Source organism: Drancourtella sp. An12 (genome assembly GCF_002160935.1).
In the GTDB taxonomy this organism is placed as follows: domain Bacteria; phylum Bacillota; class Clostridia; order Lachnospirales; family Lachnospiraceae; genus Sellimonas; species Sellimonas catena.
The window spans coordinates 173736-196537 of sequence record NZ_NFLO01000004.1 but is presented as its reverse complement, the minus strand read 5'-3'; the positions used below and the strand labels follow the sequence as shown (position 1 = coordinate 196537).

At 45.0% G+C, this 22802-nt stretch carries 21 protein-coding genes and 4 tRNA genes; 23 read left to right on the top strand and 2 right to left on the bottom strand.

Annotated elements, in window-relative coordinates; all coding sequences use genetic code 11:
• Nucleotides 1–94 precede the first annotated feature (94 nt).
• From B5E64_RS06425 to B5E64_RS06395, 7 genes are read left to right on the top strand one after another with little or no spacing between them, the layout of a single operon-like run.
• Nucleotides 95–994 (top strand): substrate-binding domain-containing protein, encoded by a 900-nt coding sequence (locus B5E64_RS06425; protein ID WP_087167743.1) that lies wholly within the window; start codon nt 95–97, stop codon nt 992–994.
• A gap of 2 nt (nt 995–996) precedes the next feature.
• A complete protein-coding gene (gene pstC, locus B5E64_RS06420) occupies nt 997–1866 on the top strand; it encodes a phosphate ABC transporter permease subunit PstC (RefSeq protein ID WP_087167699.1) in 870 nt (289 codons plus the stop codon).
• The gene (gene pstA / locus B5E64_RS06415; protein ID WP_087167698.1) at nt 1859–2692 is read left to right on the top strand and encodes a phosphate ABC transporter permease PstA; all 834 of its coding nucleotides are present in this window, start codon (nt 1859–1861) and stop codon (nt 2690–2692) included. The genes pstC and pstA overlap by 8 nt, the downstream gene beginning before the upstream one ends.
• Nucleotides 2692–3444, top strand: coding sequence for a phosphate ABC transporter ATP-binding protein PstB (gene pstB / locus B5E64_RS06410; RefSeq protein WP_087167697.1), 753 nt, complete (start codon nt 2692–2694; stop codon nt 3442–3444). The genes pstA and pstB overlap by 1 nt, the downstream gene beginning before the upstream one ends.
• Nucleotides 3445–3446: 2 nt before the next feature.
• Nucleotides 3447–4133, top strand: a complete 687-nt coding sequence (gene phoU / locus B5E64_RS06405; protein ID WP_087167696.1) for a phosphate signaling complex protein PhoU — start codon at nt 3447–3449, stop codon at nt 4131–4133.
• Nucleotides 4130–4813 (top strand): response regulator transcription factor, encoded by a 684-nt coding sequence (locus tag B5E64_RS06400; protein ID WP_087167695.1) that lies wholly within the window; start codon nt 4130–4132, stop codon nt 4811–4813. Before phoU ends, B5E64_RS06400 begins: the two co-directional genes overlap by 4 nt.
• A complete protein-coding gene (locus tag B5E64_RS06395) occupies nt 4810–6156 on the top strand; it encodes an ATP-binding protein (protein ID WP_087167694.1) in 1347 nt (448 codons plus the stop codon). Before B5E64_RS06400 ends, B5E64_RS06395 begins: the two co-directional genes overlap by 4 nt.
• A gap of 277 nt (nt 6157–6433) precedes the next feature.
• Here the strand turns inward: B5E64_RS06395 and B5E64_RS06385 are convergent, their stop codons facing one another.
• Entirely contained in the window at nt 6434–7318 is an 885-nt protein-coding gene (locus B5E64_RS06385) for a LysR family transcriptional regulator (protein WP_087167692.1), read from the bottom strand.
• 118 nt (nt 7319–7436) lie between these two features.
• Between B5E64_RS06385 and B5E64_RS06380 the strand changes: the two genes are divergently transcribed.
• The 4 genes from B5E64_RS06380 to B5E64_RS06365 all read left to right on the top strand — a co-directional run bounded on the left by B5E64_RS06380 (nt 7437) and on the right by B5E64_RS06365 (nt 11490).
• The gene (locus tag B5E64_RS06380; protein WP_087167691.1) at nt 7437–8453 is read left to right on the top strand and encodes a YeiH family protein; all 1017 of its coding nucleotides are present in this window, start codon (nt 7437–7439) and stop codon (nt 8451–8453) included.
• A gap of 62 nt (nt 8454–8515) precedes the next feature.
• A complete protein-coding gene (locus tag B5E64_RS06375) occupies nt 8516–9286 on the top strand; it encodes a polysaccharide deacetylase family protein (protein WP_162610152.1) in 771 nt (256 codons plus the stop codon).
• A 53-nt stretch (nt 9287–9339) separates the two neighbouring features.
• On the top strand, nt 9340–10143 hold the full coding sequence (dapF, locus tag B5E64_RS06370) for a diaminopimelate epimerase (RefSeq protein ID WP_087167689.1): 804 nt from the start codon (nt 9340–9342) through the stop codon (nt 10141–10143).
• 132 nt (nt 10144–10275) lie between these two features.
• Nucleotides 10276–11490: an LL-diaminopimelate aminotransferase gene (locus B5E64_RS06365; RefSeq protein WP_087167688.1), complete on the top strand. Its 1215-nt coding sequence runs from the start codon at nt 10276–10278 to the stop codon at nt 11488–11490.
• Nucleotides 11491–11582: 92 nt separating this feature from the next.
• Here the strand turns inward: B5E64_RS06365 and B5E64_RS06360 are convergent, their stop codons facing one another.
• The gene (locus B5E64_RS06360) at nt 11583–12374 is read right to left on the bottom strand and encodes a MerR family transcriptional regulator (protein WP_087167687.1); all 792 of its coding nucleotides are present in this window, start codon (nt 12372–12374) and stop codon (nt 11583–11585) included.
• A gap of 148 nt (nt 12375–12522) precedes the next feature.
• Here B5E64_RS06360 and B5E64_RS06355 point away from each other — a divergent pair.
• The 12 genes from B5E64_RS06355 to B5E64_RS06300 all read left to right on the top strand — a co-directional run bounded on the left by B5E64_RS06355 (nt 12523) and on the right by B5E64_RS06300 (nt 22689).
• Nucleotides 12523–12593 (top strand) — tRNA-Gln (locus tag B5E64_RS06355).
• 4 nt (nt 12594–12597) lie between these two features.
• A tRNA-Pro gene (locus tag B5E64_RS06350) sits at nt 12598–12671 on the top strand.
• Nucleotides 12672–12745: 74 nt separating this feature from the next.
• A tRNA-Gln gene (locus B5E64_RS06345) sits at nt 12746–12816 on the top strand.
• 4 nt (nt 12817–12820) lie between these two features.
• A tRNA-Pro gene (locus B5E64_RS06340) sits at nt 12821–12894 on the top strand.
• Nucleotides 12895–13355: 461 nt separating this feature from the next.
• Entirely contained in the window at nt 13356–13847 is a 492-nt protein-coding gene (locus tag B5E64_RS06335; protein WP_087167686.1) for a hypothetical protein, read from the top strand.
• Between the two features lie 73 nt (nt 13848–13920).
• The gene (locus B5E64_RS06330; protein ID WP_087167685.1) at nt 13921–15651 is read left to right on the top strand and encodes an ABC transporter ATP-binding protein; all 1731 of its coding nucleotides are present in this window, start codon (nt 13921–13923) and stop codon (nt 15649–15651) included.
• A complete protein-coding gene (locus B5E64_RS06325; RefSeq protein WP_087167684.1) occupies nt 15648–17366 on the top strand; it encodes an ABC transporter ATP-binding protein in 1719 nt (572 codons plus the stop codon). The genes B5E64_RS06330 and B5E64_RS06325 overlap by 4 nt, the downstream gene beginning before the upstream one ends.
• An 18-nt stretch (nt 17367–17384) precedes the next feature.
• A complete protein-coding gene (locus B5E64_RS06320) occupies nt 17385–17870 on the top strand; it encodes a hypothetical protein (protein WP_087167683.1) in 486 nt (161 codons plus the stop codon).
• 3 nt (nt 17871–17873) lie between these two features.
• A complete protein-coding gene (locus tag B5E64_RS06315; RefSeq protein ID WP_087167682.1) occupies nt 17874–18638 on the top strand; it encodes a LytTR family DNA-binding domain-containing protein in 765 nt (254 codons plus the stop codon).
• Nucleotides 18639–18648: 10 nt separating this feature from the next.
• Complete coding sequence (locus B5E64_RS06310) at nt 18649–19584, top strand: hypothetical protein (RefSeq protein WP_087167681.1); 936 nt, start codon at nt 18649–18651, stop codon at nt 19582–19584.
• Nucleotides 19585–19899 carry a thioredoxin family protein gene (locus B5E64_RS06305; protein ID WP_087167680.1) on the top strand — a complete coding sequence of 105 codons (315 nt, stop codon included), beginning with the start codon at nt 19585–19587 and terminating at the stop codon, nt 19897–19899. It begins immediately after the preceding gene.
• 12 nt (nt 19900–19911) lie between these two features.
• Nucleotides 19912–22689, top strand: coding sequence for an insulinase family protein (locus B5E64_RS06300; RefSeq protein WP_162610151.1), 2778 nt, complete (start codon nt 19912–19914; stop codon nt 22687–22689).
• Nucleotides 22690–22802: the final 113 nt, after the last annotated feature.

The window sequence follows — 22802 nt, the reverse complement described above, 5'->3', positions numbered from 1 at the left end:
TTTTTAACAGATTTAACATTTGTGCTTTATGATAGGCACTGTCGACAAGGAAACAAGAAAAAATGTAAAATATGAAATCAGGGAGAGAAAAAATATGAAATTCAGAAAAGTTACAGCAATTATTGGAGCAGCAGTTATGATGATGTCTCTTGCAGCATGCGGAAGCAGCAATGACGGAGGAAGCAGCGACGGCGGAGACGGCGGATCTTCTTCAGGCGGAAGCATCAACGTTATTTCCCGTGAGGACGGTTCCGGAACAAGAGGAGCTTTCGTAGAACTCTTCGGTGTAGAAGAAGAAGTAGACGGAGAAAAAGTTGATAATACAACAACAGATGCAACCGTTACAAACAATACATCTGTTATGCTTTCCACAGTAGCACAGGATCCAAACGCAATCGGATATGTATCCCTCGGATCTCTGAGCGATGATGTAAAAGCAGTGAAGATCGATGGAGCAGAAGCAACAGCAGAGAACATCGAAAGCGGTACTTATAAAGTGTCCCGTCCATTCAACATCGTAACAAAAGACGGACTCAGCGATGTAGCACAGGATTTCATCAACTTCATCATGAGCACACAGGGACAGGAAGTAGTTGCTGATGAAGGATATATTCCGGTAGATACAACAACAGAGTATGCAGCTTCCGGATTAAGCGGAACAGTTACAGTATCCGGATCTTCTTCCGTATCTCCGGTAATGGAAAAACTTTCTGAAGCATATCAGGAACTGAATGCAGATGTTAAAGTTGAACTTCAGACAAGTGATTCTACAACAGGTGTATCCAATGCGGTAGAAGGAATCAGCGATATCGGTATGGCATCCCGTGAACTGAAAGATTCTGAAACATCTCAGGGTGTAACAGCAACAGTTATCGCAACAGATGGTATCGCAGTCATCGTAAGCAACGACAACAGCGTAGATGAGCTTACAACAGATCAGGTAAAACAGATTTTCACAGGTGAAATCACTTCTTGGGATGAGGTAACAGAGTAATTATGAAAGATTGGAAGGAAAAAGGCATGCAGGGAGTATTCTTCCTTGCTGCCTGTGCTTCCGTTTTAGCGGTAGCACTGATTTGTATTTTCTTGTTCGCAAATGGTATCCCGGCCATGTCAGAGATCGGAATCTTTGACTTCCTGCTTGGGGAAGAGTGGAGACCGAGCAATAATATTTACGGTATTCTTCCGATGATCATGGGAAGTATTTATGTAACAGCGGGAGCCATCGTGATTGGTGTGCCGATTGGTATTTTTACATCCGTATTTATGGCACATTACTGTCCGAAAAAGATTTATCCGTTTTTAAAATCAGCGACAGAGCTTCTGGCAGGAATTCCGTCTGTTGTATACGGTTTCTTCGGTCTGGTTGTGATCGTACCGATGATCAGAAATTATACTGCAGCACAGGGAATAGGCGGAAACGGACAGACGATGCTGACAGCATCCATTATTCTTGGAATTATGATTCTGCCGACCATCATCGGGGTTACAGAATCCGCGATGAGAAGTGTGCCGGATCAGTATTATGAGGGATCTCTCGCGCTTGGAGCAACAAAGGAGAGAACGATCTTCCGTATCGTAATCCCGGCTGCCAAATCCGGTGTGATCGCCGGTATTGTCCTCGGTATCGGACGTGCGATCGGTGAAACGATGGCGGTTATCATGGTAGCAGGAAACCAGCCGAGAATGCCGCAGGGTATTCTGGAAGGTGTGCGTACGATGACAACAAACATCGTAATGGAGATGGGATATGCAGCAGATCTTCACAGAGAAGCACTGATTGCGACAGCAGTTGTGCTGTTTGTATTCATTCTCATCATTAACGCATGTGTATCATTATTGAACAGGAGGAGCGAAAATGACTAAAGGCAGAAAAATAGAAAGTATCATATTGCGGGTACTGATTTATGCAGCAGCCGCGGTCACATTTGCAGTACTTTTGTTCCTCCTTGCGTATATTCTGATCAACGGAGTTCCGAATCTGAAGCCGTCACTGTTTTCACTGGAATATAATACGGAAAATGCATCTTTGATGCCGGCCCTGATCAATACTGTCATCATGACGTTGCTGTCACTGGTGATCGCGATTCCGTTTGGAATCTTTTCCGCGATTTTCCTGGTGGAATATGCGAAAAAAGGAAACAGGTTTGTCGGAATCATCCGTCTGACAACCGAGACATTACAGGGAATTCCATCCATCGTATACGGACTTTTCGGTATGCTGTTTTTCGTTACGGCTCTCGGATGGGGATATTCCATTCTGGCAGGTGCGTTCACCATGTCCATCATGATCCTGCCTTTGATTATGAGAACGACAGAGGAAGCATTAAAAGCAGTACCTGATACATACAGGGAAGGAAGCTTTGGACTTGGAGCGGGAAAGCTCCGTACAATTTTCAGAATTGTACTTCCGGCAGCAGTTCCGGGAATCATGGCAGGAGTGATCCTGGCAATCGGAAGAATTATGGGAGAAACTGCGGCGCTCATGTACACGGCAGGAACGGTACCGGATATTGCGGCAACACCGATGTCTTCCGGACGTACGCTGGCTGTTCACATGTACAACCTGTCAAGTGAAGGTCTTTACATGGATCAGGCATACGCGACGGCAGTTATCTTATTGGTAGTGGTAGTAGCAATGAATGCATTATCTGCATTTGCGGCCAGAAAACTTACAAAGGGGACACGGTAATGGGTAAAATAGATATTAAAGATATGGACTTGTTTTACGGTTCTTTCCAGGCGCTGAAAAACGTCAACCTGGAAATTGAGCCGAATAAGATTACAGCGTTCATCGGACCTAGTGGATGTGGAAAATCCACACTTCTGAAGTCCTTGAACAGAATGAACGATCTGGTAGAAGGATGTCGGATTGATGGTAAAATCCTTCTGGACGGACAGGATATTTACGCAAAATCAATGGATGTCAACACACTTCGGAAGCGTGTCGGAATGGTATTCCAGAAACCGAACCCGTTCCCGATGAGCATCTATGACAATGTGGCTTACGGACCGCGTACGCACGGAATCCGTTCCAAAGCAAAACTCGATGAGATTGTAGAGCGTTCTTTAAGAAACGCCGCAATATGGGATGAAGTAAAAGACAGACTGAAAAAAAGCGCCCTTGGCATGTCCGGAGGACAGCAGCAGAGACTTTGTATCGCAAGAGCGCTGGCAGTAGAACCGGAAGTGCTTCTGATGGATGAACCGACCTCCGCGCTGGACCCGATTTCTACTTCCAAGATTGAAGACCTTGCAGCAGATCTGAAAAAAGATTATACTATTGTTATGGTAACACATAACATGCAGCAGGCAGTACGAATTTCCGATAATACAGCATTTTTCCTGCTTGGAGAAATGATTGAGTACAATAATACGGAAAAATTATTCTCTATACCATCAGATAAGAGAACAGAAGATTATATCACAGGGAGGTTCGGCTAAATATGAGAAACAAATTCGATATGCAGCTTGACTCATTAAAAGAGCAGCTCACAACAATGGGCGAGCTCTGCGAGGTCGCAATCACAAAAGCGACAGAAGCGATTCTGGAAGGAAAAGAAGAGCAGGCAAGAGAAGTCATTCAGGCTGACGAGGAGATCGACCAGGCGGAAAAAGACATTGAGAGACTTTGTCTGAGACTGCTCCTTCAGCAGCAGCCGGTGGCGAAGGATCTACGCCAGATTTCAGCGGCTCTGAAGATGATTACGGATATGGAACGTATCGGAGATCAGGCTTCCGATATCGCAGAGATTCTGCTTTCCACAGATCTGAAAGTGGAAAAAAACAATAAAGACATTGGCGTGATGGCACAGGCAGCGGCTAAAATGGTCAGAGAAAGTGTTCGTGCATACGTAGAACAGAATATGATGCTGGCCAAAAAGGTTATGACCGCGGATGATGAAGTAGACAGACTTTTTGACAAGATCAGACAGGAAATCATCGATTATATTGCCAAAGAAGGCGGCGATGGAGGCGAAGCAGCAGTAGATCTCATCATGGTTGCAAAATATCTGGAAAGAATCGGAGACCATGCAACCAATATTGCAGAATGGGTAGAGTTTTCCATCACCGGAAATCACCGCATTGCCACAGAAGTTCATGAAAACAGAAATTCAGGAGAAACGAAATGATTTTTTGTGTAGAAGACGACAGGAATATTAGAGAACTGGTAGTATACACATTATCAAGTACAGGCATGGAAGCGGAAGGATTTGAAGACGGCGAAGTGTTTTTTAAAGCTTTGGCAGAACGGCTGCCAGAGCTTATTTTACTTGATATTATGCTGCCGGGAGAGGATGGCATGGCCATTCTCAAAAAGCTGAAAAACAATAAAAAGACGAAAGACATTCCGGTCATCATGGTGACGGCGAAAGGAACAGAGTACGACAAGGTTTCAGGGCTTGACGCCGGTGCGGATGATTATGTGACAAAACCGTTTGGAATGATGGAACTTGTTTCCAGAATCAAGGCGGTCCTGCGGCGCGCGAAGAAAAAAGAAGAGATCGAAGTACTCAAGGCAGGCCCGATTGTACTGAATGAAAAGAAGCATGAGGTCCTTGTAGACGGAGCACATGTCAGCCTGACGCTGAAAGAATACGAGATGCTCAAGAGACTGATGCACAATAAAGGAATTGTCCTTACACGGGACCGGCTTCTTGAGGAAATCTGGGGATATGATTTCGACGGCGAGACACGTACAGTTGACGTACATATCCGGACGCTGCGCCAGAAGCTTGGAAAAGCGGGAGAGGAAATCGAGACCGTACGCGGTGTCGGTTACCGGATCACGGAGGACCAGGAGGAAGTATGAGAAACAAGATCCAGAGAAATATGGTGTTTGTCATTGTTCTGACGCTCCTGACATCATATGCATTTATTATCGGGATTGTCTACAACCAGACATACCGGATCATGCAGCAGGACGCAAGGCAGGAGGCTTCCTACATCAAGGAAGCCATCAATCTGCTGGGAAGTGATTATCTGCAGGAAATGGATGATGTCAATAGCGACACAAGGATAACACAGATCGACCAGAACGGGAAAGTACTGTATGATTCCCACGGAATTGACAGCAAGGACGAGAATCATGCCCGGAGAAAAGAAGTCATGGAAGCACTTGAGAATGGAACAGGACAGGACAAACGGGTCTCAGAGACGGTAGGGCAGGAGCTGTTTTATTATGCCACGCTTCTCGATGACGGGACGGTTCTTCGTGTCGCGAAGTCCATGGACGGCGTAAGCAGTACGGCAGTAAGGATTCTTCCTTACATGTTCGGCATCGGTCTGATCCTTGTGATTGTTGCGTGGAGACTTTCCAAGTGGGTGGCAAACCGGCTCGTTCAGCCGATTAATGAGCTGGATCTGGAACATCCGATCGATAACGATGTATACGAAGAGCTGACGCCGCTTCTGCTCAGCATGGAAAACCAGAAGAAAGAAAAAGAAAAAAATGAGCAGATGCGTAAAGAGTTTTCGGCCAACGTTTCCCATGAGCTGAAAACTCCGCTGACATCCATATCAGGTTATGCGGAGATTATGAAAAGCGGGCTTGTAAAGCAGGAGGATGTGCCGGGATTTGCCGAACGCATTTATAAAGAGGCAAGCCGTCTGATTGTGCTTGTGGAGGATATCATCAAGCTTTCCAAACTGGATGAAGGCGGTGTGGGACTGGAAAAAGAAAAAGTGGATCTCTACAGTATCTGCGAGGACGTTCTGATCCGTCTGGAAAATATGGCCAACCGTCACCATGTTTCGATGGAACTGAGCGGGGAGAAAGTGGAATATGAAGGAGTTTACCGGGTTCTGGATGAGATGGTCTGGAATCTGTGTGAAAATGCAGTCAAATATAATAAGCCGGGCGGACATGTACATGTCTGGGTCGGCAATACATTAAGCGGCCCGAAGATTATTGTGAAAGATACCGGAATCGGAATTCCGAAAGAAGAACAGGAACGGATCTTCGAACGCTTCTACCGTGTGGATAAGAGCCACTCCAAGGAGACGGGAGGTACAGGACTTGGCCTGTCCATCGTCAAGCATGGAGCGGTCATCCATAACATTCAAATCCGGACTGACAGTGAGGTTGGAAAAGGAACCGCGATTACTCTTTCCTTTTCAAAAGGCAATTCAGCGTCAGCGACTGAAGAGCAGTAAAGCCGATCCCGGCCAGAACCATGCCGATGACCGGATGAACCAGGATTGCATATCCCAGACCGTGCAGGACGGAAAACAGGATGAGATAACAGAAACAGCTGAATACGGTTCCTGTGAAAAATTTCTTTCCAATTGCCAAGAATCATGGAAAAACTTGTAACGCCCCCGTTTACGATCTCGTTTGGTACGGTAATAAAGGCATATGCTCCGGTAATCAGAAAATTGCCCAGAATGATTTTCAGACAGCGTGCTATGCTTTGACGTGTAACTGACAGTTTCATAACTTTTTCTTCCATTCTTCAAAAATAGTACGGTAGCGGGAAGCAAACATACTTCCCTTTTGCCATATGAGAGTAAAATCATGCGTGATAGAGAAATTTTCCGGCGTGACGTCAAACAGTATGCCGTTTTTCAGCTCTTCTTCAGCAGCGGAACGGTACAAAAATGTAATGCCAAGACCGGCAGAGACAACCGCTTTCAATGCCGGAATATTTCCGATTTCGGAAACACCGGAAAAATCGTGAATGGAAAGATTACGGGCTTCCAGATGTTTTTCAAGGATCTCCCTTGTACCGGATCCGGGCTCCCGGACAATCAGCTTCTGATCAAGAAGCTCCGAAAGAGAGCGGGGACGGCAGTCTTCAAAAAGCGGGGTTCCTGCAACGGCAATATACGGTTCCGAGGAAAACGTCAGATAGTCATACTGGGTCTTGTCAAAATAGCCTTCTACGATCGCAAAATCAATCTCTCCGTCCGAGATGCGGTCGAGGAGTTCGTGAGTGTTTGCCGTGATCATGGTCAGGACAGTATCCGGATGCCGTGTCTGGTATTCGATCAGAAAACGCGGCATGACATATTCACCGATTGTAAGAGTCGCGCCAAAGATCAGGGCCGGCTTTTTTTTCTGCATGGAAAGGAGCTGCTCTTTCAGATAGACCTGGTCATGGCTCAATGTCGTAAAGGCGTGGAGCAGATATTCCCCGGTCTCGGTCAGAACCGGCTTTTTTCCCTGAAATGTAAAAAGACGGGTCTGATAGTATTCCTCAATATAACGGATATGCTGCGAGACGGCAGGCTGCGTGATATGAAGCGCCTCGGCGGCTTTTGTAAAATTCATGTATTTACAGACTTCCAAAAATGTATAAATACGAAAATCCAGCATAAGAATGCCTCCTTTTCCTAATCATAACATATGTTTATACATAAATAAATATATATAATTTTTCATAATCCATTTCCTCTGATATGATACTTCCAGAAATAAAAGAGAGGAGATAACCATGAAAACAATTCAGGAAACTTATAAAGGTATTTTGTTCTGTCTGCTGATCTCCATTCCGGCGTTTCTGCTTGGAAAACAGTTTGAGGTAGTCGGCGGGCCGGTGTTTGCGATTCTGATCGGGATGTGTCTTGCCCTGATAGTGAAAAGGAGCGAGCCTCTTCAGCCGGGAATCAGGTTTACATCCAAAAAGATTTTACAGTACGCGGTGATTCTGCTTGGATTCGGCATGAATCTGACGGATATTCTGGAGAAAGGACGCCAGTCTCTTCCAATTATCATTGCGACGATCTCCACCTCACTTGTGATTGCCTTTGTACTTCACAAGGTCATGCGGATTCCATCCAAAATCTCGACGCTGGTCGGGGTGGGGTCCAGTATCTGCGGCGGTTCGGCCATTGCGGCGACGGCACCGGTCATTGATGCGGACGATGAGGAGATTGCCCAGTCGATCTCTGTTATTTTTCTCTTCAATGTGATCGCGGCGCTGATCTTTCCGAAACTCGGAGCCGTTCTGGGACTGAGCAATGAGGGGTTTGGTCTTTTTGCCGGAACGGCGGTCAATGACACCTCTTCCGTGACGGCGGCGGCAGCGGCATGGGATGGAATTCACGGCAGTAATACGCTGGATGCGGCGACGATTGTCAAATTGACAAGGACTCTTGCGATCATTCCAATCACACTGGTTCTCTCCATCTGGCAGATGCGAAAGGCAAAGAAAAACGGAGAGCAGGCAGGCGGAACCTTTGATCTGAAAAAGATCTTTCCGTTTTTTATCCTGTTTTTCGTGCTCGCTTCTATCATTACAACAGTATTTTCCCTTCCGGTGACAGTGACTGCACCGATTAAAGAGCTGAGTAAGTTCTTTATTATTATGGCAATGGCGGCCATCGGGTTTAATACGAATCTGGTGAAGCTGGTCAAGACAGGCGGGAAACCGATTTTCATGGGACTTTGCTGCTGGATCGGAATAGCGGGAGTGAGCCTTCTGATACAGCATTTTCTGGGAATCTGGTAAATGCGTAAAAGAAAACTTCGGAGCATATACTATAAGAACAATAGATGCTCCGGAGTTTTTTTATGTCTTTTCAGAAAAAAGCATGGAAGAAATACATCCTTTTTGCCGCGGCAGCCTGTTTCCTGCTGTCGGGCGGAATCTGGTATGTAAAAGAATACACCACTGTCGGAAACAGCGTAAACGGTCATGAAATGCCGGTCTGTTCTGTGGAGACGGATGAAAAACAGGCGGCCCTGACCTTTGAGACAGCCTGGGGAGACAAAAAGACCGGGGAGATCCTGGACATATTAAAAGAAGAGAAGATACGCGCCACCTTTTTTGTGACTGCCGGATGGATGCGGGAGCATCCGGATCTGGTCGGAAGAATGAAAGCGGAAGGACATGACATCGGAACGATGGGAGTCAGCCATGAAAATCTGTCGGAACAGACATCCGCGGAAATCAGGGCAGAACTGCAGGAAGCAGAACATACCGCTAAAGAGGAAGGGATTTCCATGGAACTTTTCCGCCCTCCCTATGGACGATACAGCGACACACTGATCCGGACTGCCGCGGAGGAAGGGTTTTTTACGATCTGCTGGTCAATCGATTCACGGGACTGGAAAAACTATGGGAAAAGAAGTCTGATCAAGGAAGTGGTCGAAAGTGAAGAGCTCCGGAATGGAGCCATTATCCGTCTGAACAGCGAAGCAAAATTTACAAAAGGTGCATTAAAAGAACTGATCGAAAACATAGAGGAAAAGTCATATGAGATTGTTCCGGTTTCGGAGATGATACTAAGAGAAAATTATCACATGGATGTAAAAGGAAGACAGATCCCAAGGATGACATAAAATGCCGCTTTTCTTCATACAATACCAGAAAACAACAGGAGGAATTTGTGCAGATGCATTTTGTAAAAATGGAGGGATGCGGCAATGATTATATCTACGTGGATCAGGAAAAAGAGCAGATCGTAAATCCGCAGACCCTGGCGAGAAAAATCAGTGACCGCCATTTTGGCGTTGGAGCGGACGGAATGATTCTGATCTGTCCGTCCGATATGGCAGACTGCCGGATGGAAATGTATAATGCGGATGGGTCCAGAGGGAAAATGTGTGGAAACGGTGTCCGCTGTGTGGCAAAATATCTCTATGATTATAAAAAGATACGAAAAGAGGAGATTGCGGTAGAGACCGACAGTGGAATCCATACGGTCCGGATTCTGGAAGATTCCGGAAAGGCTACAGTGGCCATGGGCACCCCGGTTATTGAGGAGGAGCCTTACGTGATCTCGATGGAAGGACAGAAGACGGAGATGATGATTGTCTCCATGGGAAATCCCCATGCAGTCATTTTCATGGAGCCGGAGGAGGGAAGCTGGAAAACATGGAATATGAAAAAGGCGGAAGCTGTCAGTACCCATTCGGACTTTCCGGACGGGATTAATGTAGAGCTGGTGCAGGTATATTCCGAGACCGGTATGAAAATCCGCGTATGGGAGAGAGGAAGTAAGGAGACCCTTTCCTGCGGAAGCGGAGCCTGTGCCGCGGCAGCGGCGGCCATCCGGAGCGGCAGAACAAAACAGAAAGTGAATATTGAAATGCCGGGAGGTATGATGGAAGTGGAATGGGACAGTGACGGGCAGATGTATCTGACCGGAGGATGCCGTTTTGTATGTGAAGGGGAGTACCCCGGAAGTGTCGGATAGATAAAAAAATAAGCGTAGTACGAAATTGTACTACGGATCTGAAAAATCTCCTTTACGTGTTTCGTGAAATGTGTTATGATAGACGCGGCATGAGTTTAATACACTAAAGAAATAAAGAGAAGGAGACAGGGTATGTTTAAAATTAATGAAAATTATCTGAAACTTCCAGGAAGCTATCTCTTTTCAAATATTGCAAAAAAGGTAGCGGCATATACCGAAGCAAATCCGGACAAATCTATCATTCGGCTTGGAATCGGTGACGTGACACAGCCGCTGGCACCGGCGATTATCGATGCGCTTCACAGCGCGGTGGATGAAATGGCGCACGCAGAGACATTCCACGGATATGCCCCGGATCTTGGATACGAGTTCCTGAGAAGTGCAATGGCAAAGAATGATTATGAGGCAAGAGGCTGTGAGATCTACGCAGACGAAATCTTTATCTCCGACGGAGCAAAGGGAGATTCCGGAAACATCCAGGAGATCTTCGATCAGGACAATAAAATCGCTGTCTGCGATCCGGTATACCCGGTATATGTGGATACGAACGTCATGGCGGGACGTACCGGTACCTATGATCCGAAGTCCGAAATCTGGAGCGATGTGATCTACATGCCGTGTACGGCAGAAAACGGATTTGTGCCGGAGCTTCCAAAGGAAGTGCCGGATCTGATTTATCTGTGCTTCCCGAACAATCCGACAGGATCTGCCATCACAAAAGACCAGCTTCAGGTGTGGGTAGATTACGCAAATAAAAACGGATCCGTCATCATTTATGATGCAGCATACGAGGCATATATTTCCGAGGAAAACGTACCGCACACGATTTACGAGTGTGAAGGCGCAAGAACCTGTGCCATCGAGCTTCGCAGCTTTTCCAAAAATGCCGGATTTACAGGAGTGCGTCTCGGCGCAACAGTGATCCCGAAGGATCTCAAATGCGGCGACGTGATGCTTCACTCCCTTTGGGCAAGACGTCACGGAACCAAGTACAACGGGGCTCCGTACATCGTACAGAAAGCAGGAGAAGCAGTGTATTCCGAGGCAGGAAAAGCACAGTTAAAAGAGCAGATTGCCTACTACATGAGAAACGCAAAGACAATCTATGACGGGCTGAAAGACGCAGGCTATACTGTATCCGGAGGCGTAAATTCGCCGTATATCTGGCTGAAGACACCGGACAACATGACGTCCTGGGAGTTCTTTGATTATCTGCTTGCACAGGCAGGCGTTGTAGGAACACCGGGATCCGGATTCGGACCAAGCGGAGAAGGATATTTCCGTCTGACTGCATTCGGTACTTACGAAAATACAAAGGCGGCAGTAGAGAGGATCAAAAATCTGTAGGACGCTCCGGAAAGCGAAAAAGCAGGCCGAAAGAATCAGGTGAAAAATAAAAGCATCAAAAAAGGACATCTCCGAAAAACGGGGATGTCCTTTCAGGTGACAAGAAGCTGAAGTTCTGTGATGTGTTCATCCGGGTCCGCAGACTGATGGATATCAACCCAGAGCAGCTCAAGAAACCATGGCCCGGCCGTAAGTCCATGCTCCTGGGCGTAGGAGAGCAGTTTCGGGATGCCTTCGGCATTGTGGACGGTGCTTCCATGGTAGCTGTAGGAAAGATAACGTCCTTCCGGCAAGGTATCCGGACCGTCCTCGGCAATGAGAAATACTCCCTCGTAGCCAGTGTAATTTCCTTCCCTGGCAGATGCGGCAGGCAGCAAAGAACCGATATGATTGCTGCCGATAATATAGAGAGTGTCCTGGGACTGGTTAAACAGCTGTTTCATCAGTACATCCATCTCTTCGTCCTTCTGATAACCAGAGTGAAGAATATGGCAGGACCGCGCCGGAAGCCATTTTTCCGTGACGGTCTCAAGAGGCTGATCCTCCGCCTTCCGGATCGTTGCAAGGCGCTCCTGCACATTAGACTGAAGCTTCGTAAGGTCTGTGATTTTCAGGCGGATCGCATCCAGCTCATCCCGGAGCAGCTGTTCCGTCGTATGAATACTCCGGTCATTTAAATATTCCCGGATCCGCTCCATGGGAAATCCAAGCCCCCTAAGATCCCGGATCACATTCAGACGCCAGATATCATTGAGACGATAGAGGCGGTATCCGTTTTCACCGCGCTTCGGTGTCAGGAGACCAAGCTCCTCATAGTAACGCAGTGTGTCCACACTGATCTGATACAGCTTTGAGATTTCTCCGATTTTAAAATACTGTTTCATAAGCGCCTCCTGAAAAACCATTGTTGTTCGTATTATATCAGGGTTTGGAAGAAGGTGGAAGAGAAAATGAAAAAAAGTGTTGACAATCAAAATTTTTTTGATATAATAGTCTTGTTCGCTGATAAAACAGTGACACGGCAAATGCTGATGCGGATTGGTGTAATGGCAGCACAGCAGACTCTGACTCTGTTAGTAGAGGTTCGAGTCCTCTATCCGTAGTTATCGGAGTGTGGCTCAGCTTGGTAGAGCGCTACGTTCGGGACGTAGAGGCCGCAGGTTCAAATCCTGTCACTCCGATCACCGGAAAAACTCAATTTTTGCCGATGAAAACAACATATATTAAAAACGCTTTGAAAGACAGAAAGCAGCGATGCGGATTGGTGTAATGGCAGCACAGCAGACTCTGACTCTGTTAGTAGAGGTTCGAGTCCTCTATCCGTAGCTTTCGGAGTGTGGCTCAGCTTGGTAGAGCGCTACGTTCGGGACGTAGAGGCCGCAGGTTCAAATCCTGTCACTCCGATTTTTTTATTAGATACCGTAAAGCCTTAATATCAGGGTTTTACGGTGTTTTTATTTTTTGCGAAAATATAACTGAATTTCTAAAAAGGTTTTGTCAATACTTATCCAATGAAGTAATTTTTAAAAAGAATGATCCAGTCGGAAAGGGCTACATCCGGTCCGTACTCGTGGCTCTGGCATGAGTATAGTACGGTTCTTAAATCAATGCGGCGCCAGTTAAAAAACTCCCTTTGCCTGTAGACGGGCAGGGGAGTTTTTTGATGAATGACTTTTTAAAGATCTCCTAAAAGAGCTTATCAGACAGAGCAGGAGGCGGAAGTGAAAATAACTGAGATGAGAGATAAAAAGACACTATGAGCGAAATGAAGGACAAAATAGGATAACCTTCTTGTTAAACTGCTGATTTTATTGTAAAAATAAAGAAACTTGATTGTAAAATTTTTATAAAAGGAGATTGACGAGATGAGCACAAAAAGGATGAAGAAGATTGTGGCAGCTGCCATTGTAACAGCAACTGTATGCGGAATGATGGCGGGATGTACGTCGAAAGAAGAAAAAATTGAAGTGAATGCGTCCACTTCTCCATACGAAGATATGGTGGATTATTTTGAGCAGGAAGGACTCATTTTGGAGGACTGCGAACCGGTAGATATCAATGAAACACCAGGATATCTCACAGACAATACGAATGGACAGTTTACTGAGACGAAAGTGGCGGATAAAGCATATGATTATGATGGACTCTGGCTGTTCTGGTGGGATCCGGAAAACAAGACGGATCTATATGAAAACTATGAGTCTATGGCTGCCAACCAAGGAACGATAGTCCTTGCCGGAGGCGCTGCGGTCCTTGAGACGGAAGCGGTAAACGGAACTTACGCAATTGCATTTTCAGAGGATTATGAAAAGAAACAGGATGCGGTTAAAGTGTTTGAAATGATAGAAAACGAATAACAGTTCAATGTGATTTGCACTATTTATATTCTAGTACCAATGCTCTGAAATTAAGAAAAGGTAGGGAAACAATATGGAACGGGTTTTTGGAAAAGACAGGGGCAGCATGGGACGCTTCTTCCGCATGCTGCAGAAGGCAAGACTTCCTTATCTGTGGATTCTTGCATATATTGCCATTACAGCTCTTCTTAGCAATGTAGGAATCAGCGTAACGGAATACACGGCCGAATTATTTGCCGGGAATGTGAATTTTGGTACTGTGGTTCTTCCGTTTTTGGCGTTTACATTATTATCTCAGCTGATCAATTCGGTCAGCAAGATTATGAGTAACTTGTGTGTTGCGCGAATTGACCGTAATATCAGGAAAATGATCTGGAGTAAGACCGTCAGGCTGCCGCTTCGATATTACGAAAAAAATAAGCCCAAAGAAATGATTTCCCGTATTACAACGGATATCACGGCAATCAGTCAGTTAATCATGCAAGTATTTGTTGCGATTCTCACTTCCGCATATACGCTGGTCATTACGCTGAGAAAAATCGGATCCTACGACCAGAAGCTGATGATTGCTCTGATCGCGGTTCTTCCGCTGAATTTAGTCATTGCATTTGTCATGGGAAAGATGAAATTCGGAGTATTGGATCTGGTAAATCAAAAAAATGCAGAGCTGACACAGACGATTGCAGAAAAAACCAATAATCTTCTTCTCGTCAAATCTTACGGAAAAGAAGAAAAAGAACTTCAGACAGGGCGGGAGAAAATGAAAGAGCTCTATAAGAGTTCGATTCTGAATGCATGGCTGGGATTCGCAACTCCAATGTATGCATTGGTGGGAGCTATGCAGTTTATTGTGATCGTGATGGTAGGCCGAAGCTTTTATTCATCCGGCGCATTGACTCTTACCCAATGGATTGCCTATTATGGATTCGCGGTGAATATCGTTAATCAGCTCAGCACGTACTGTGTATATTGGACAACCTTCAAGGGTTCCCAGGGAGCGACCAGAAGAGTAGCTCAGATTATGGAAGAAATGGAAGAAGACGTAGAAGCCGGCGAGCATGTGGAACATCTCAGCGGCGATATTGAATTAAAAGAGGTTGATTTTTCTTATGAAGAGAAACTTATATTCGATAAACTCAATCTGAAGATCCCTGCAGGGCGCGTGACGGCGCTTATCGGACCGTCAGGAAGCGGAAAGACGACCCTTCTGAATCTGGTGGAGCGTATGTATCCGGTTTCGGGAGGCAAGATTTTATTTGGGGGCAAAGATACCGCACGGTATTCGCTCAAGAGCTTCCGAAGCGAGATCTCATACATAACACAGGAAAGTACATTGTTTGCGGGAACGATCCGCGACAATATCCTGTTCGGCATTAAAAGAGAGGTGACGGATGAAGAACTGGAAAAAGCATGTACGGACGCGGGAATTATGGCTTTTATCAGAGAGCAGCCGGAGGGATTTCAGGCGAATGTAGGCGAGCAGGGAGAGAAGCTTTCCGGAGGGCAGAAACAACGGATTGCATTTGCGAGGGCGCTTCTGAAACAATCGGATTACCTTTTTATGGATGAGGCGACTGCGGCTATGGACATCCGGGGAAAAGATCAGGTATGGAAGAGTGTGAAACACCATATGGAAGGGAAAACCGTGCTTATGGTTGCCCACGACAGACAGACCGTACAGAAAGCAGATTATATCATAGTAATGCATAATGGAAAAATCATCTGTCAGGGGGAACCGGCGGAAGTATATGCCAAGAATACATATTATCGGGAATTAATAGGAAGTGAGGAACAGGGCAGATGAAAAACAACAAACATGTAATATCGTTTTTTCTGAGTTTTTATAGAAGGCTTTCAATTCCATGGTGGCTCTACTTGATCGCATTCGGAAGCGGTGTGGTTTATGCCGAGGTCGGAATGAGAGTATCGGAGTATCTGGTCCGAGTGAATAAAGGGGAACTGTATAATTCTGTTATTTTAGGTTATGTCTTTTTTACGATTTTTAATTCATTGCTTGGATTTTTGCGGCCGCTTGTGGAAGAGTATGCCAATCAAAAAGTGATCCTGCGGGTAAGGCTTTCGATGTGGAGGAAGATCCTGCATCTTCCGATGGATCAGTTAGAAAAGGAACAGCCGTCTTCTCTGGTGTCGGCTGTTACGAACGACGTAACGCAGGCGACTCTGGTGATCAGCGGAATATTCTCAGGAGCCGCGTCGCTGTTTGGATTTGTCCGTGCCTGTACGATCTTGTATCAATACAATTCTCCTCTCACAGCATACCTTTTGCTCTGCGTACCGGTTGCGGTGGCAATGTTTATCATCGTCGGCAGGCTGCAGTTTACTATAATGAAAAAGCGCTATGCAGCGTTGAATGAAATGACCACCTTTTTTTCCGAACATCTGTCGTCCGCGAAATATGTAAAAGCACAGGTAATGGAAGAAAAAGAGCTGGAAAGCGGATATGCGGCAATTGATTCACGGTATAAGGCAGATATATACTATGCTTTCATGGAGCAGATTCAGGTTCTGGCCAATTCCCTTTATTCGCTTCTTACGACTGTTGTAATGGCAGTGGGCGGTTCCAGATTGATTAACGCCGGGAAAATGGAATCAACAGGGATTAATATGTTCAGCACCTATATGACGCAGGTGAATCTTTATATGGCGGAGCTTTTGACGGTGTGGCAGAACGTGATGGGCTCAAAAGGCGCACTTGTCCATGTCGGGGATATTCTTGATATGGAAGAGGAACATACAGAAAAAGGCAATTCCTGGACAGAATCAGGGAACAAAGATATTGTATTCAAAAACGTGAACTTTGGATACGGGAACGAAAAAGAAATCCTTCATGACTTTTCCGTTTGCATTCCGGGAGGAAAGACAACGGCAGTGATCGGCGATAATGGTTCCGGAAAATCTACAGTCATGAAACTGATACAGGGATTCTACCAACCTGATTCGGGAGAAATATGGGTCGGAGGAAACAAAATAAGCGAAACGAGTCCCCGGGAATGTCATAAAAAATTTGGCTATGTACTCCAGAACAATCCGCTGATGTCAGGTACAATCCGGGATAACATTCTGTATGGTGCAGAGGGAGAAACGACGGAGAAAGAGATGAAAAAAGCAGCGGAAGAAGCCAGAGCGGATTCTTTTATAGATGCGCTTCCCAACGGATATGATACAACTCTTGGAGAGGCAGGAAACCGTTTGTCAAGCGGTCAGAAACAGAGAATAGCCATTGCCAGGGCATTGATTGCGAAGCCGGAGTATCTGATTCTTGACGAGGCAGGGGCGAGTCTGGATCATGACACGTATATGAAAATCTATCATAGTATCAGGAAAAAGATGGAAGGCAATACGATTGTTTTCATTGCCCATGATATGCGCGAGATTGCAGAAGCAGACTATCTGGTTGTTATGTGTCACGGACGCCTTGAAGCTTGCGGAACCCATGAAGAAGTACTTGCCGTAAGCAGGACTTATCAGGAATATCTGCAGTCTGCTGAGGCATCTTAAAAGAAAGAAGGAATGATTATGAAAAAATTTACGATTGTGTCTTCCCTGCTTTTCGTATTACTGTTTTGTGGGATGGTAGGATATGTGGCGTCGTCTAAAGACTTTATGCCTCCAAAAGAGGAAGAAGCGGCTGTGCCTGAAGAAGAGGATAAAGAAATGCCTGTCTGGAATAAGACAGTGGATGAACTTGTCTCATTTCTGGAGGAGAAGGGGCTGATCCATGCGGACACGAAAGTGACGCTTAGTGCGGAAGGCCTGTGTACGCTCGCGCTAAGGTATGACGGAGCCGAAATATACTGGTGGGATCTGGAAAATCTGGATCCGGAATCTGACGAGTATCAGGCATATGAGAGTCTCAGGACAAAAGGCGAAATCAATTTATATGGAGCCGGTACGATTATTATGCCGAAGAAAAATGGTCCTTTTGCACTTTTATCAACCTATTATGAAGGTGATGTGGAGGCATTAGAAAAAGCGTTTGAAGAATTTGGTCAGGAGAATTGATTGATGAAAATGAAGCTTGTTTTGGTAGAAAGTGATGAAACATTGTGTACAGAACTGAAAGAATTACTGGCGTTTTATAATGTATTTGACATTGTGCATACCTTTGACGGAATCAATGAAGCCAATAAATATATCTGTCTGAACGATGTGGACGCGGTGTTTATCAACATAAAAACAGGAAATCCAAGATATAGCGGGGACGGCTCCTTTCTGGCATACAATCTGTCCCAGATAAAGCCGGATGTCTTGGTGGTGTTGTATTCAGAAGAAAAGTTAGAGGCAGGGCAGGTATTTGACTGCTGCTGCGATGAATATTTTCGGCTTCCGTTCGATAACCGTGTGCTTCAGCGTGTGGTTAAGCGGCTGCAGTATTTGTTTGAGCTGCTCCAATACAAACGGTTATCTGTGAACCGTTCTATGATGATCAAGACGAGAAACGGATATCAGCTCGTGAATATTGATAAGGTTCTTTTTATCGAACGGACGGACCGAAAGAACAAGATGGTGATGGTGGACGGAAAAGAGATGGTCCTTGCCGGATATTCCATGAATGAATTGGAACAGATTCTGGAAGGTTATAATTTTTACCGGTGCTATCAGTCATTTATCGTGAATCTTTCCAAAGTATCTTATGTTCGGGCGGATAATGAATCGAAAAATTTTGCGCTGATTTTCGACGGATATGCAGGGGAAGTTATGGTGAGTCGCGAGAAATATAAGGAAGTACTCCAACTGCTAAAAAGTAAATATGCGAAGCTTACGCTTTAGGAGGAGAAAGATGAAGTCAAAAGTTTTATCGTTTGTCGAATATGATCAGGTGGATATCAGTATGTACAAGAAAGTATTCAAGCTTGATGAGAAGGCGTACAAGAAAGAAATAGATTTTATAAAAAACAAGAACAGCACATGGGAAGAAGCGGGGGAAGTTACGGACGGAGCACTTATTGTATGCGATATGGAATCGGCAAATCCGTTTTTTAACAGAGAGAACGTGAAAATTATGGTAGGACAGGGGTTCTTTCACAAGAAGCTGGAAACGATGTGCATCGGGCTGAAAAAAGGGACGGCCAGTGAGCTGGACATCGACGGAGAGAAAGTGACTGTAACGGTTCGTTCCATTCAGCAAAAAAAGATTCCTGTGATCACGGACGGGATGATAGAAGCTCTTGGAATTGAAGGAGTGAGCAATATAGAACAATATGAGGCTCGTCTGATCCGGGAACAGAAAAAGAAGATTGCAAAAAACGAGGGATACGAAGCAGTCCAATATGTGATAGACAAAGTTTTTGAGGCCAGTACGTTTGATCTTAAGAAGGCGGACTGGAAAGAAATGACAGATCATGAAATTAAGAGATTGAAGACAATTTCCAAAGAACAGGGGTTGAATCTGGAAACCATGACGCCAGAGGAATTTGAAGGAAAGATGCCGTTCTCAAGCTATTATGAATTATTCGCAAGCGTGCAGAACGATTCATGGGACAGACTCTGCGGCTACCTTCTGGGGCGGGAATACGCAGAAAAAAGCGGCGTTGGATATACGATGGAGCAATACCGGGACGATATAGATGAGTACGTGAAATTCTGGCATGAAACGAAAGAAAATGCAGAAAAAATCAATACTTATGAATATTCGGAAATTTTATTTTATGTAAATTATTATTACAATAAGGTAAAAGAATATGTGACAGAGAATTTTTTTAAGGAGGAAAAGTAGATGGCAATTCAATATGCGGATGATGAGAGTTTTAAGGAACAGATTAAGGAAGGATTTGTGATCGTGGATTTCTTTTCCACAACGTGCGTACCCTGTAAAGCCTTTTCACGTATTTTAGAAGAGTTAGACGCGGAACTTCCGTTTATCCATATCGTCAAAGTGAATACTACAGATTATCCGAAGCTTGCCAAAGAGAATCGTATTTTTGCTGTTCCAACCGTTCAATTCTACAAAGACGGTGAAAAGAAGTATGAAAACGTAGGTGTGATGGAAGTGGAAGAGATAAAAAAGAAGATCACAGAATTCATGTATTAAGAGGGAATGGATATGGAAATCGGGGAAAAAATCTATGGATTTGAAGTTAAAGAAAAGAAGTATGTGCGGGAGGTTGAGGGAGATATTATTCAGATGGAGCACCTGTCAACCGGGGCGCAGGTTATCGTCATAGACAATCAGGACGTTAAAAAGAGCTTTTTGATTGGATTTCGGACCATACCAAAGGACAGCACGGGAGTTTTTCATATTCTGGAGCATTCTGTGCTGAACGGTTCCCGCAAATATCCGGATAAAGATACGTTCGTCAATCTGATGAAACATTCCATGGCAGAATTCGTAAATGCAATTACGTATCCGGATCATACAGTATATCCCTTTTGTACAGAGAATGAAAAGGATTTTATGAATCTGGCGGATGTTTATTTAAACGCGGTATTTTGTCCGAATGTTCTTACGGATAAAGAGATCTTTGAACAGGAGGGCTGGCATTTTCAGTGCGAAGACGGAAAAACTCCGGAGATTAATGGCGTTGTTTATAATGAGATGAAAGGTGTCTTTTCATCCCTGGACAACATATTAGAGGATGAAATATCTAAAGCAATGTTTCCGGAAACGGCTTACCGTTTTGTATCCGGAGGATTTCCGGATACGATTCCTGCTCTATCTTATGAGGAATTTCTGGAATATTACAGGACGTTTTATAATGCGTCCAACTGCTGTATTGTTCTATATGGAAGAATGAATACGGAACAACTGTTTGAGTATATTGATAAAGCTTATCTGGGAAAAATGAAACGCTCAGAACCTGCGAAGCCGGTCATGAGACAGAAACCTGTAAAGGGAATCCGAAAAAAGCTGTATGACAAGGATAAGTTCGGGGATCAGGGGGTGTTTGCGTCATGCACCTATAGTCTGGGAGATTTTGACAACCGGGAACGTATGAATGCAGTCTATATCCTTATGCAGGCGATTATGGGGGAAGACGAAGCACCGATGAAAAAAGGGCTTATTCAGAGTCTTGGAATCCCGGAAATTCAGTATTTTATTATGGATGGTATCAGACAACCCTATCTTGCCATTAAAATAAAGAATACGGACAAAGAAACTGCCGGCCAGTTGAAAACGGTTATCAAGGAACAGGCGGACAGACTTTGCAGAGAAGGAATCAAAGAAGAAGTATTGATTTCGGCAATTAACCGTCTGGAATTTTGGATGAGGGAAAAAGGCGGAAACCAGCCGGAGGGAATAGAATGTGTACTGGATATTGCCGGAGGATGGGCACAGGGAACCGGACCTTGCGAGATGATAGAATTTGAAGAAACATACAGAAAGATGAGGACCCTTGTAAAGGAAAGATACTTTGAAGCACTTCTAAGAGAAACCTTCCTGGAAAATGATTATGAGGCAGAGGTTTTTCTGGAACCTCTTGAAAAGGTCGAAGAGAAGAAGCAAAAAGAAGAGACAGAAGATCTGCCGGCGCTGTCTGTGGATGACCTGTTTCAAAAGAAAGAGGAGCCGCTTACAAGGGTAGAGGAAGAGGAGGGGATTACATATCTGAAGCAGGAGATCCCTTCAAAAGGAGTGGCATATCAAAGCTGCTATTTTGATATCAGTGAGCTGGAACCGGAGGAAGTTCCTTATGCCAAGCTGTTTTCCGAACTTCTGGGAAGTCTTCCTACAAGAATACACAGTCTGGAAGAATTAGTGATTGAGAAAAATATGTGGCTTGGAAATGTAAGGACTTATCTGGAAGCGTACACCAATGCAGATGATATCCGGCATGTCAGGCTTAAATTTGTGATGGATGTAAGCTGTCTGGAACAGAATCTTCCAAGAGCGGTAAAACTGGGAGAAGAGTTGCTGTATGACACCATTCTGGAGCATCCGGAGATTATTCTGAAAAGGATCAGGCAGAGCCGGATGGAACTGGAGAGGGGATTTGTTACCAGCGGAGACAGTTATGCATCTGGCCGCGTGGCAGCACACTATATGCCGGAAGGAGCGGCAAGGGAACGTTATAACGGAATTCGCTATTATCAGTTCTTGGGAAAACTTCTAAAGAACTTTGACGTGGATCAGGGGCAGATTATCCGGGAGCTTAAGAAAATTCAGAAGAAGCTTTGCAGTAAGTCTAATCTGGTGATGAGCTTTACAGGCACAGAGAAATCTTATACCGGTTTCCGTAAGTTGATAGCAGCTTCGAGGTTCGTCGGTAGTGAAAGAAAAGGGGATCCCGGGTGGTATCAGGATAAATTGCTTCCCGGGAAATCAGAGGCATTCATTATTCCGTCGGAGGTATCCTATGTTGCGCTTGGAGGAATCGGGGAATATACCGGTGAGGATTATCTTCTTGGCAGAATGGTGAGCTTTGATTATCTGTGGGCCAAAATCCGCGCTGAAGGAGGGGCCTACGGATGCCGGATGTCTGTACTCCCAAATCAAAGCTGGATTATGAGCTCCTATCGAGATCCGAACGTAAAAAGGACGATAGAAGTCTTCCAAAGCGCTTCAGGGTGGTTGAAAAATCTTGAATTAGGAGAGCAGGAACTTCTGAATTATAAGATTGGTGCAGTTGCCGGATATGACCGGACTTCTAAAACATATGTACAGGCAAAACGAATGGATTCCTGGTATCTGAGGCAGGAAGAGCCACAGACCAGAGCAAAGATCAGAGAAGGGATGTTAAAAGCATCGGAAGAAGATTTGAAAAACAGGTATCAGACGATGGAGAGCTTTGCCAAAGAGGGAATTGTCTGTGTTCTTGGAAACAGAGCGAAGATTGAAGAGACAGCCGACCAATTTGACAATGTAACAGTACTGATGGAGTAAATCTTAATAGAGAAATGATAAAGATGGAGAAGGAGAATAAGAATATCTGGGAGAAATTCACCGAATCATGGAAGAAGCCGGTCAAAATCAAATGACCGGCTTCCCTGCTTTTG

What these genes read in the sequence shown, in the direction of transcription:
- B5E64_RS06425 (WP_087167743.1), top strand. Translation starts at nt 95, where the DNA reads ATGAAATTCAGAAAAGTTACAGCAATTATTGGAGCAGCAGTTATGATG.
- pstC (WP_087167699.1), top strand. Translation starts at nt 997, where the DNA reads ATGAAAGATTGGAAGGAAAAAGGCATGCAGGGAGTATTCTTCCTTGCT.
- pstA (WP_087167698.1), top strand. Translation starts at nt 1,859, where the DNA reads ATGACTAAAGGCAGAAAAATAGAAAGTATCATATTGCGGGTACTGATT.
- pstB (WP_087167697.1), top strand. Translation starts at nt 2,692, where the DNA reads ATGGGTAAAATAGATATTAAAGATATGGACTTGTTTTACGGTTCTTTC.
- phoU (WP_087167696.1), top strand. Translation starts at nt 3,447, where the DNA reads ATGAGAAACAAATTCGATATGCAGCTTGACTCATTAAAAGAGCAGCTC.
- B5E64_RS06400 (WP_087167695.1), top strand. Translation starts at nt 4,130, where the DNA reads ATGATTTTTTGTGTAGAAGACGACAGGAATATTAGAGAACTGGTAGTA.
- B5E64_RS06395 (WP_087167694.1), top strand. Translation starts at nt 4,810, where the DNA reads ATGAGAAACAAGATCCAGAGAAATATGGTGTTTGTCATTGTTCTGACG.
- B5E64_RS06385 (WP_087167692.1), bottom strand. Translation starts at nt 7,318, where the DNA reads ATGCTGGATTTTCGTATTTATACATTTTTGGAAGTCTGTAAATACATG.
- B5E64_RS06380 (WP_087167691.1), top strand. Translation starts at nt 7,437, where the DNA reads ATGAAAACAATTCAGGAAACTTATAAAGGTATTTTGTTCTGTCTGCTG.
- B5E64_RS06375 (WP_162610152.1), top strand. Translation starts at nt 8,516, where the DNA reads ATGTCTTTTCAGAAAAAAGCATGGAAGAAATACATCCTTTTTGCCGCG.
- dapF (WP_087167689.1), top strand. Translation starts at nt 9,340, where the DNA reads ATGCATTTTGTAAAAATGGAGGGATGCGGCAATGATTATATCTACGTG.
- B5E64_RS06365 (WP_087167688.1), top strand. Translation starts at nt 10,276, where the DNA reads ATGTTTAAAATTAATGAAAATTATCTGAAACTTCCAGGAAGCTATCTC.
- B5E64_RS06360 (WP_087167687.1), bottom strand. Translation starts at nt 12,374, where the DNA reads ATGAAACAGTATTTTAAAATCGGAGAAATCTCAAAGCTGTATCAGATC.
- B5E64_RS06335 (WP_087167686.1), top strand. Translation starts at nt 13,356, where the DNA reads ATGAGCACAAAAAGGATGAAGAAGATTGTGGCAGCTGCCATTGTAACA.
- B5E64_RS06330 (WP_087167685.1), top strand. Translation starts at nt 13,921, where the DNA reads ATGGAACGGGTTTTTGGAAAAGACAGGGGCAGCATGGGACGCTTCTTC.
- B5E64_RS06325 (WP_087167684.1), top strand. Translation starts at nt 15,648, where the DNA reads ATGAAAAACAACAAACATGTAATATCGTTTTTTCTGAGTTTTTATAGA.
- B5E64_RS06320 (WP_087167683.1), top strand. Translation starts at nt 17,385, where the DNA reads ATGAAAAAATTTACGATTGTGTCTTCCCTGCTTTTCGTATTACTGTTT.
- B5E64_RS06315 (WP_087167682.1), top strand. Translation starts at nt 17,874, where the DNA reads ATGAAAATGAAGCTTGTTTTGGTAGAAAGTGATGAAACATTGTGTACA.
- B5E64_RS06310 (WP_087167681.1), top strand. Translation starts at nt 18,649, where the DNA reads ATGAAGTCAAAAGTTTTATCGTTTGTCGAATATGATCAGGTGGATATC.
- B5E64_RS06305 (WP_087167680.1), top strand. Translation starts at nt 19,585, where the DNA reads ATGGCAATTCAATATGCGGATGATGAGAGTTTTAAGGAACAGATTAAG.
- B5E64_RS06300 (WP_162610151.1), top strand. Translation starts at nt 19,912, where the DNA reads ATGGAAATCGGGGAAAAAATCTATGGATTTGAAGTTAAAGAAAAGAAG.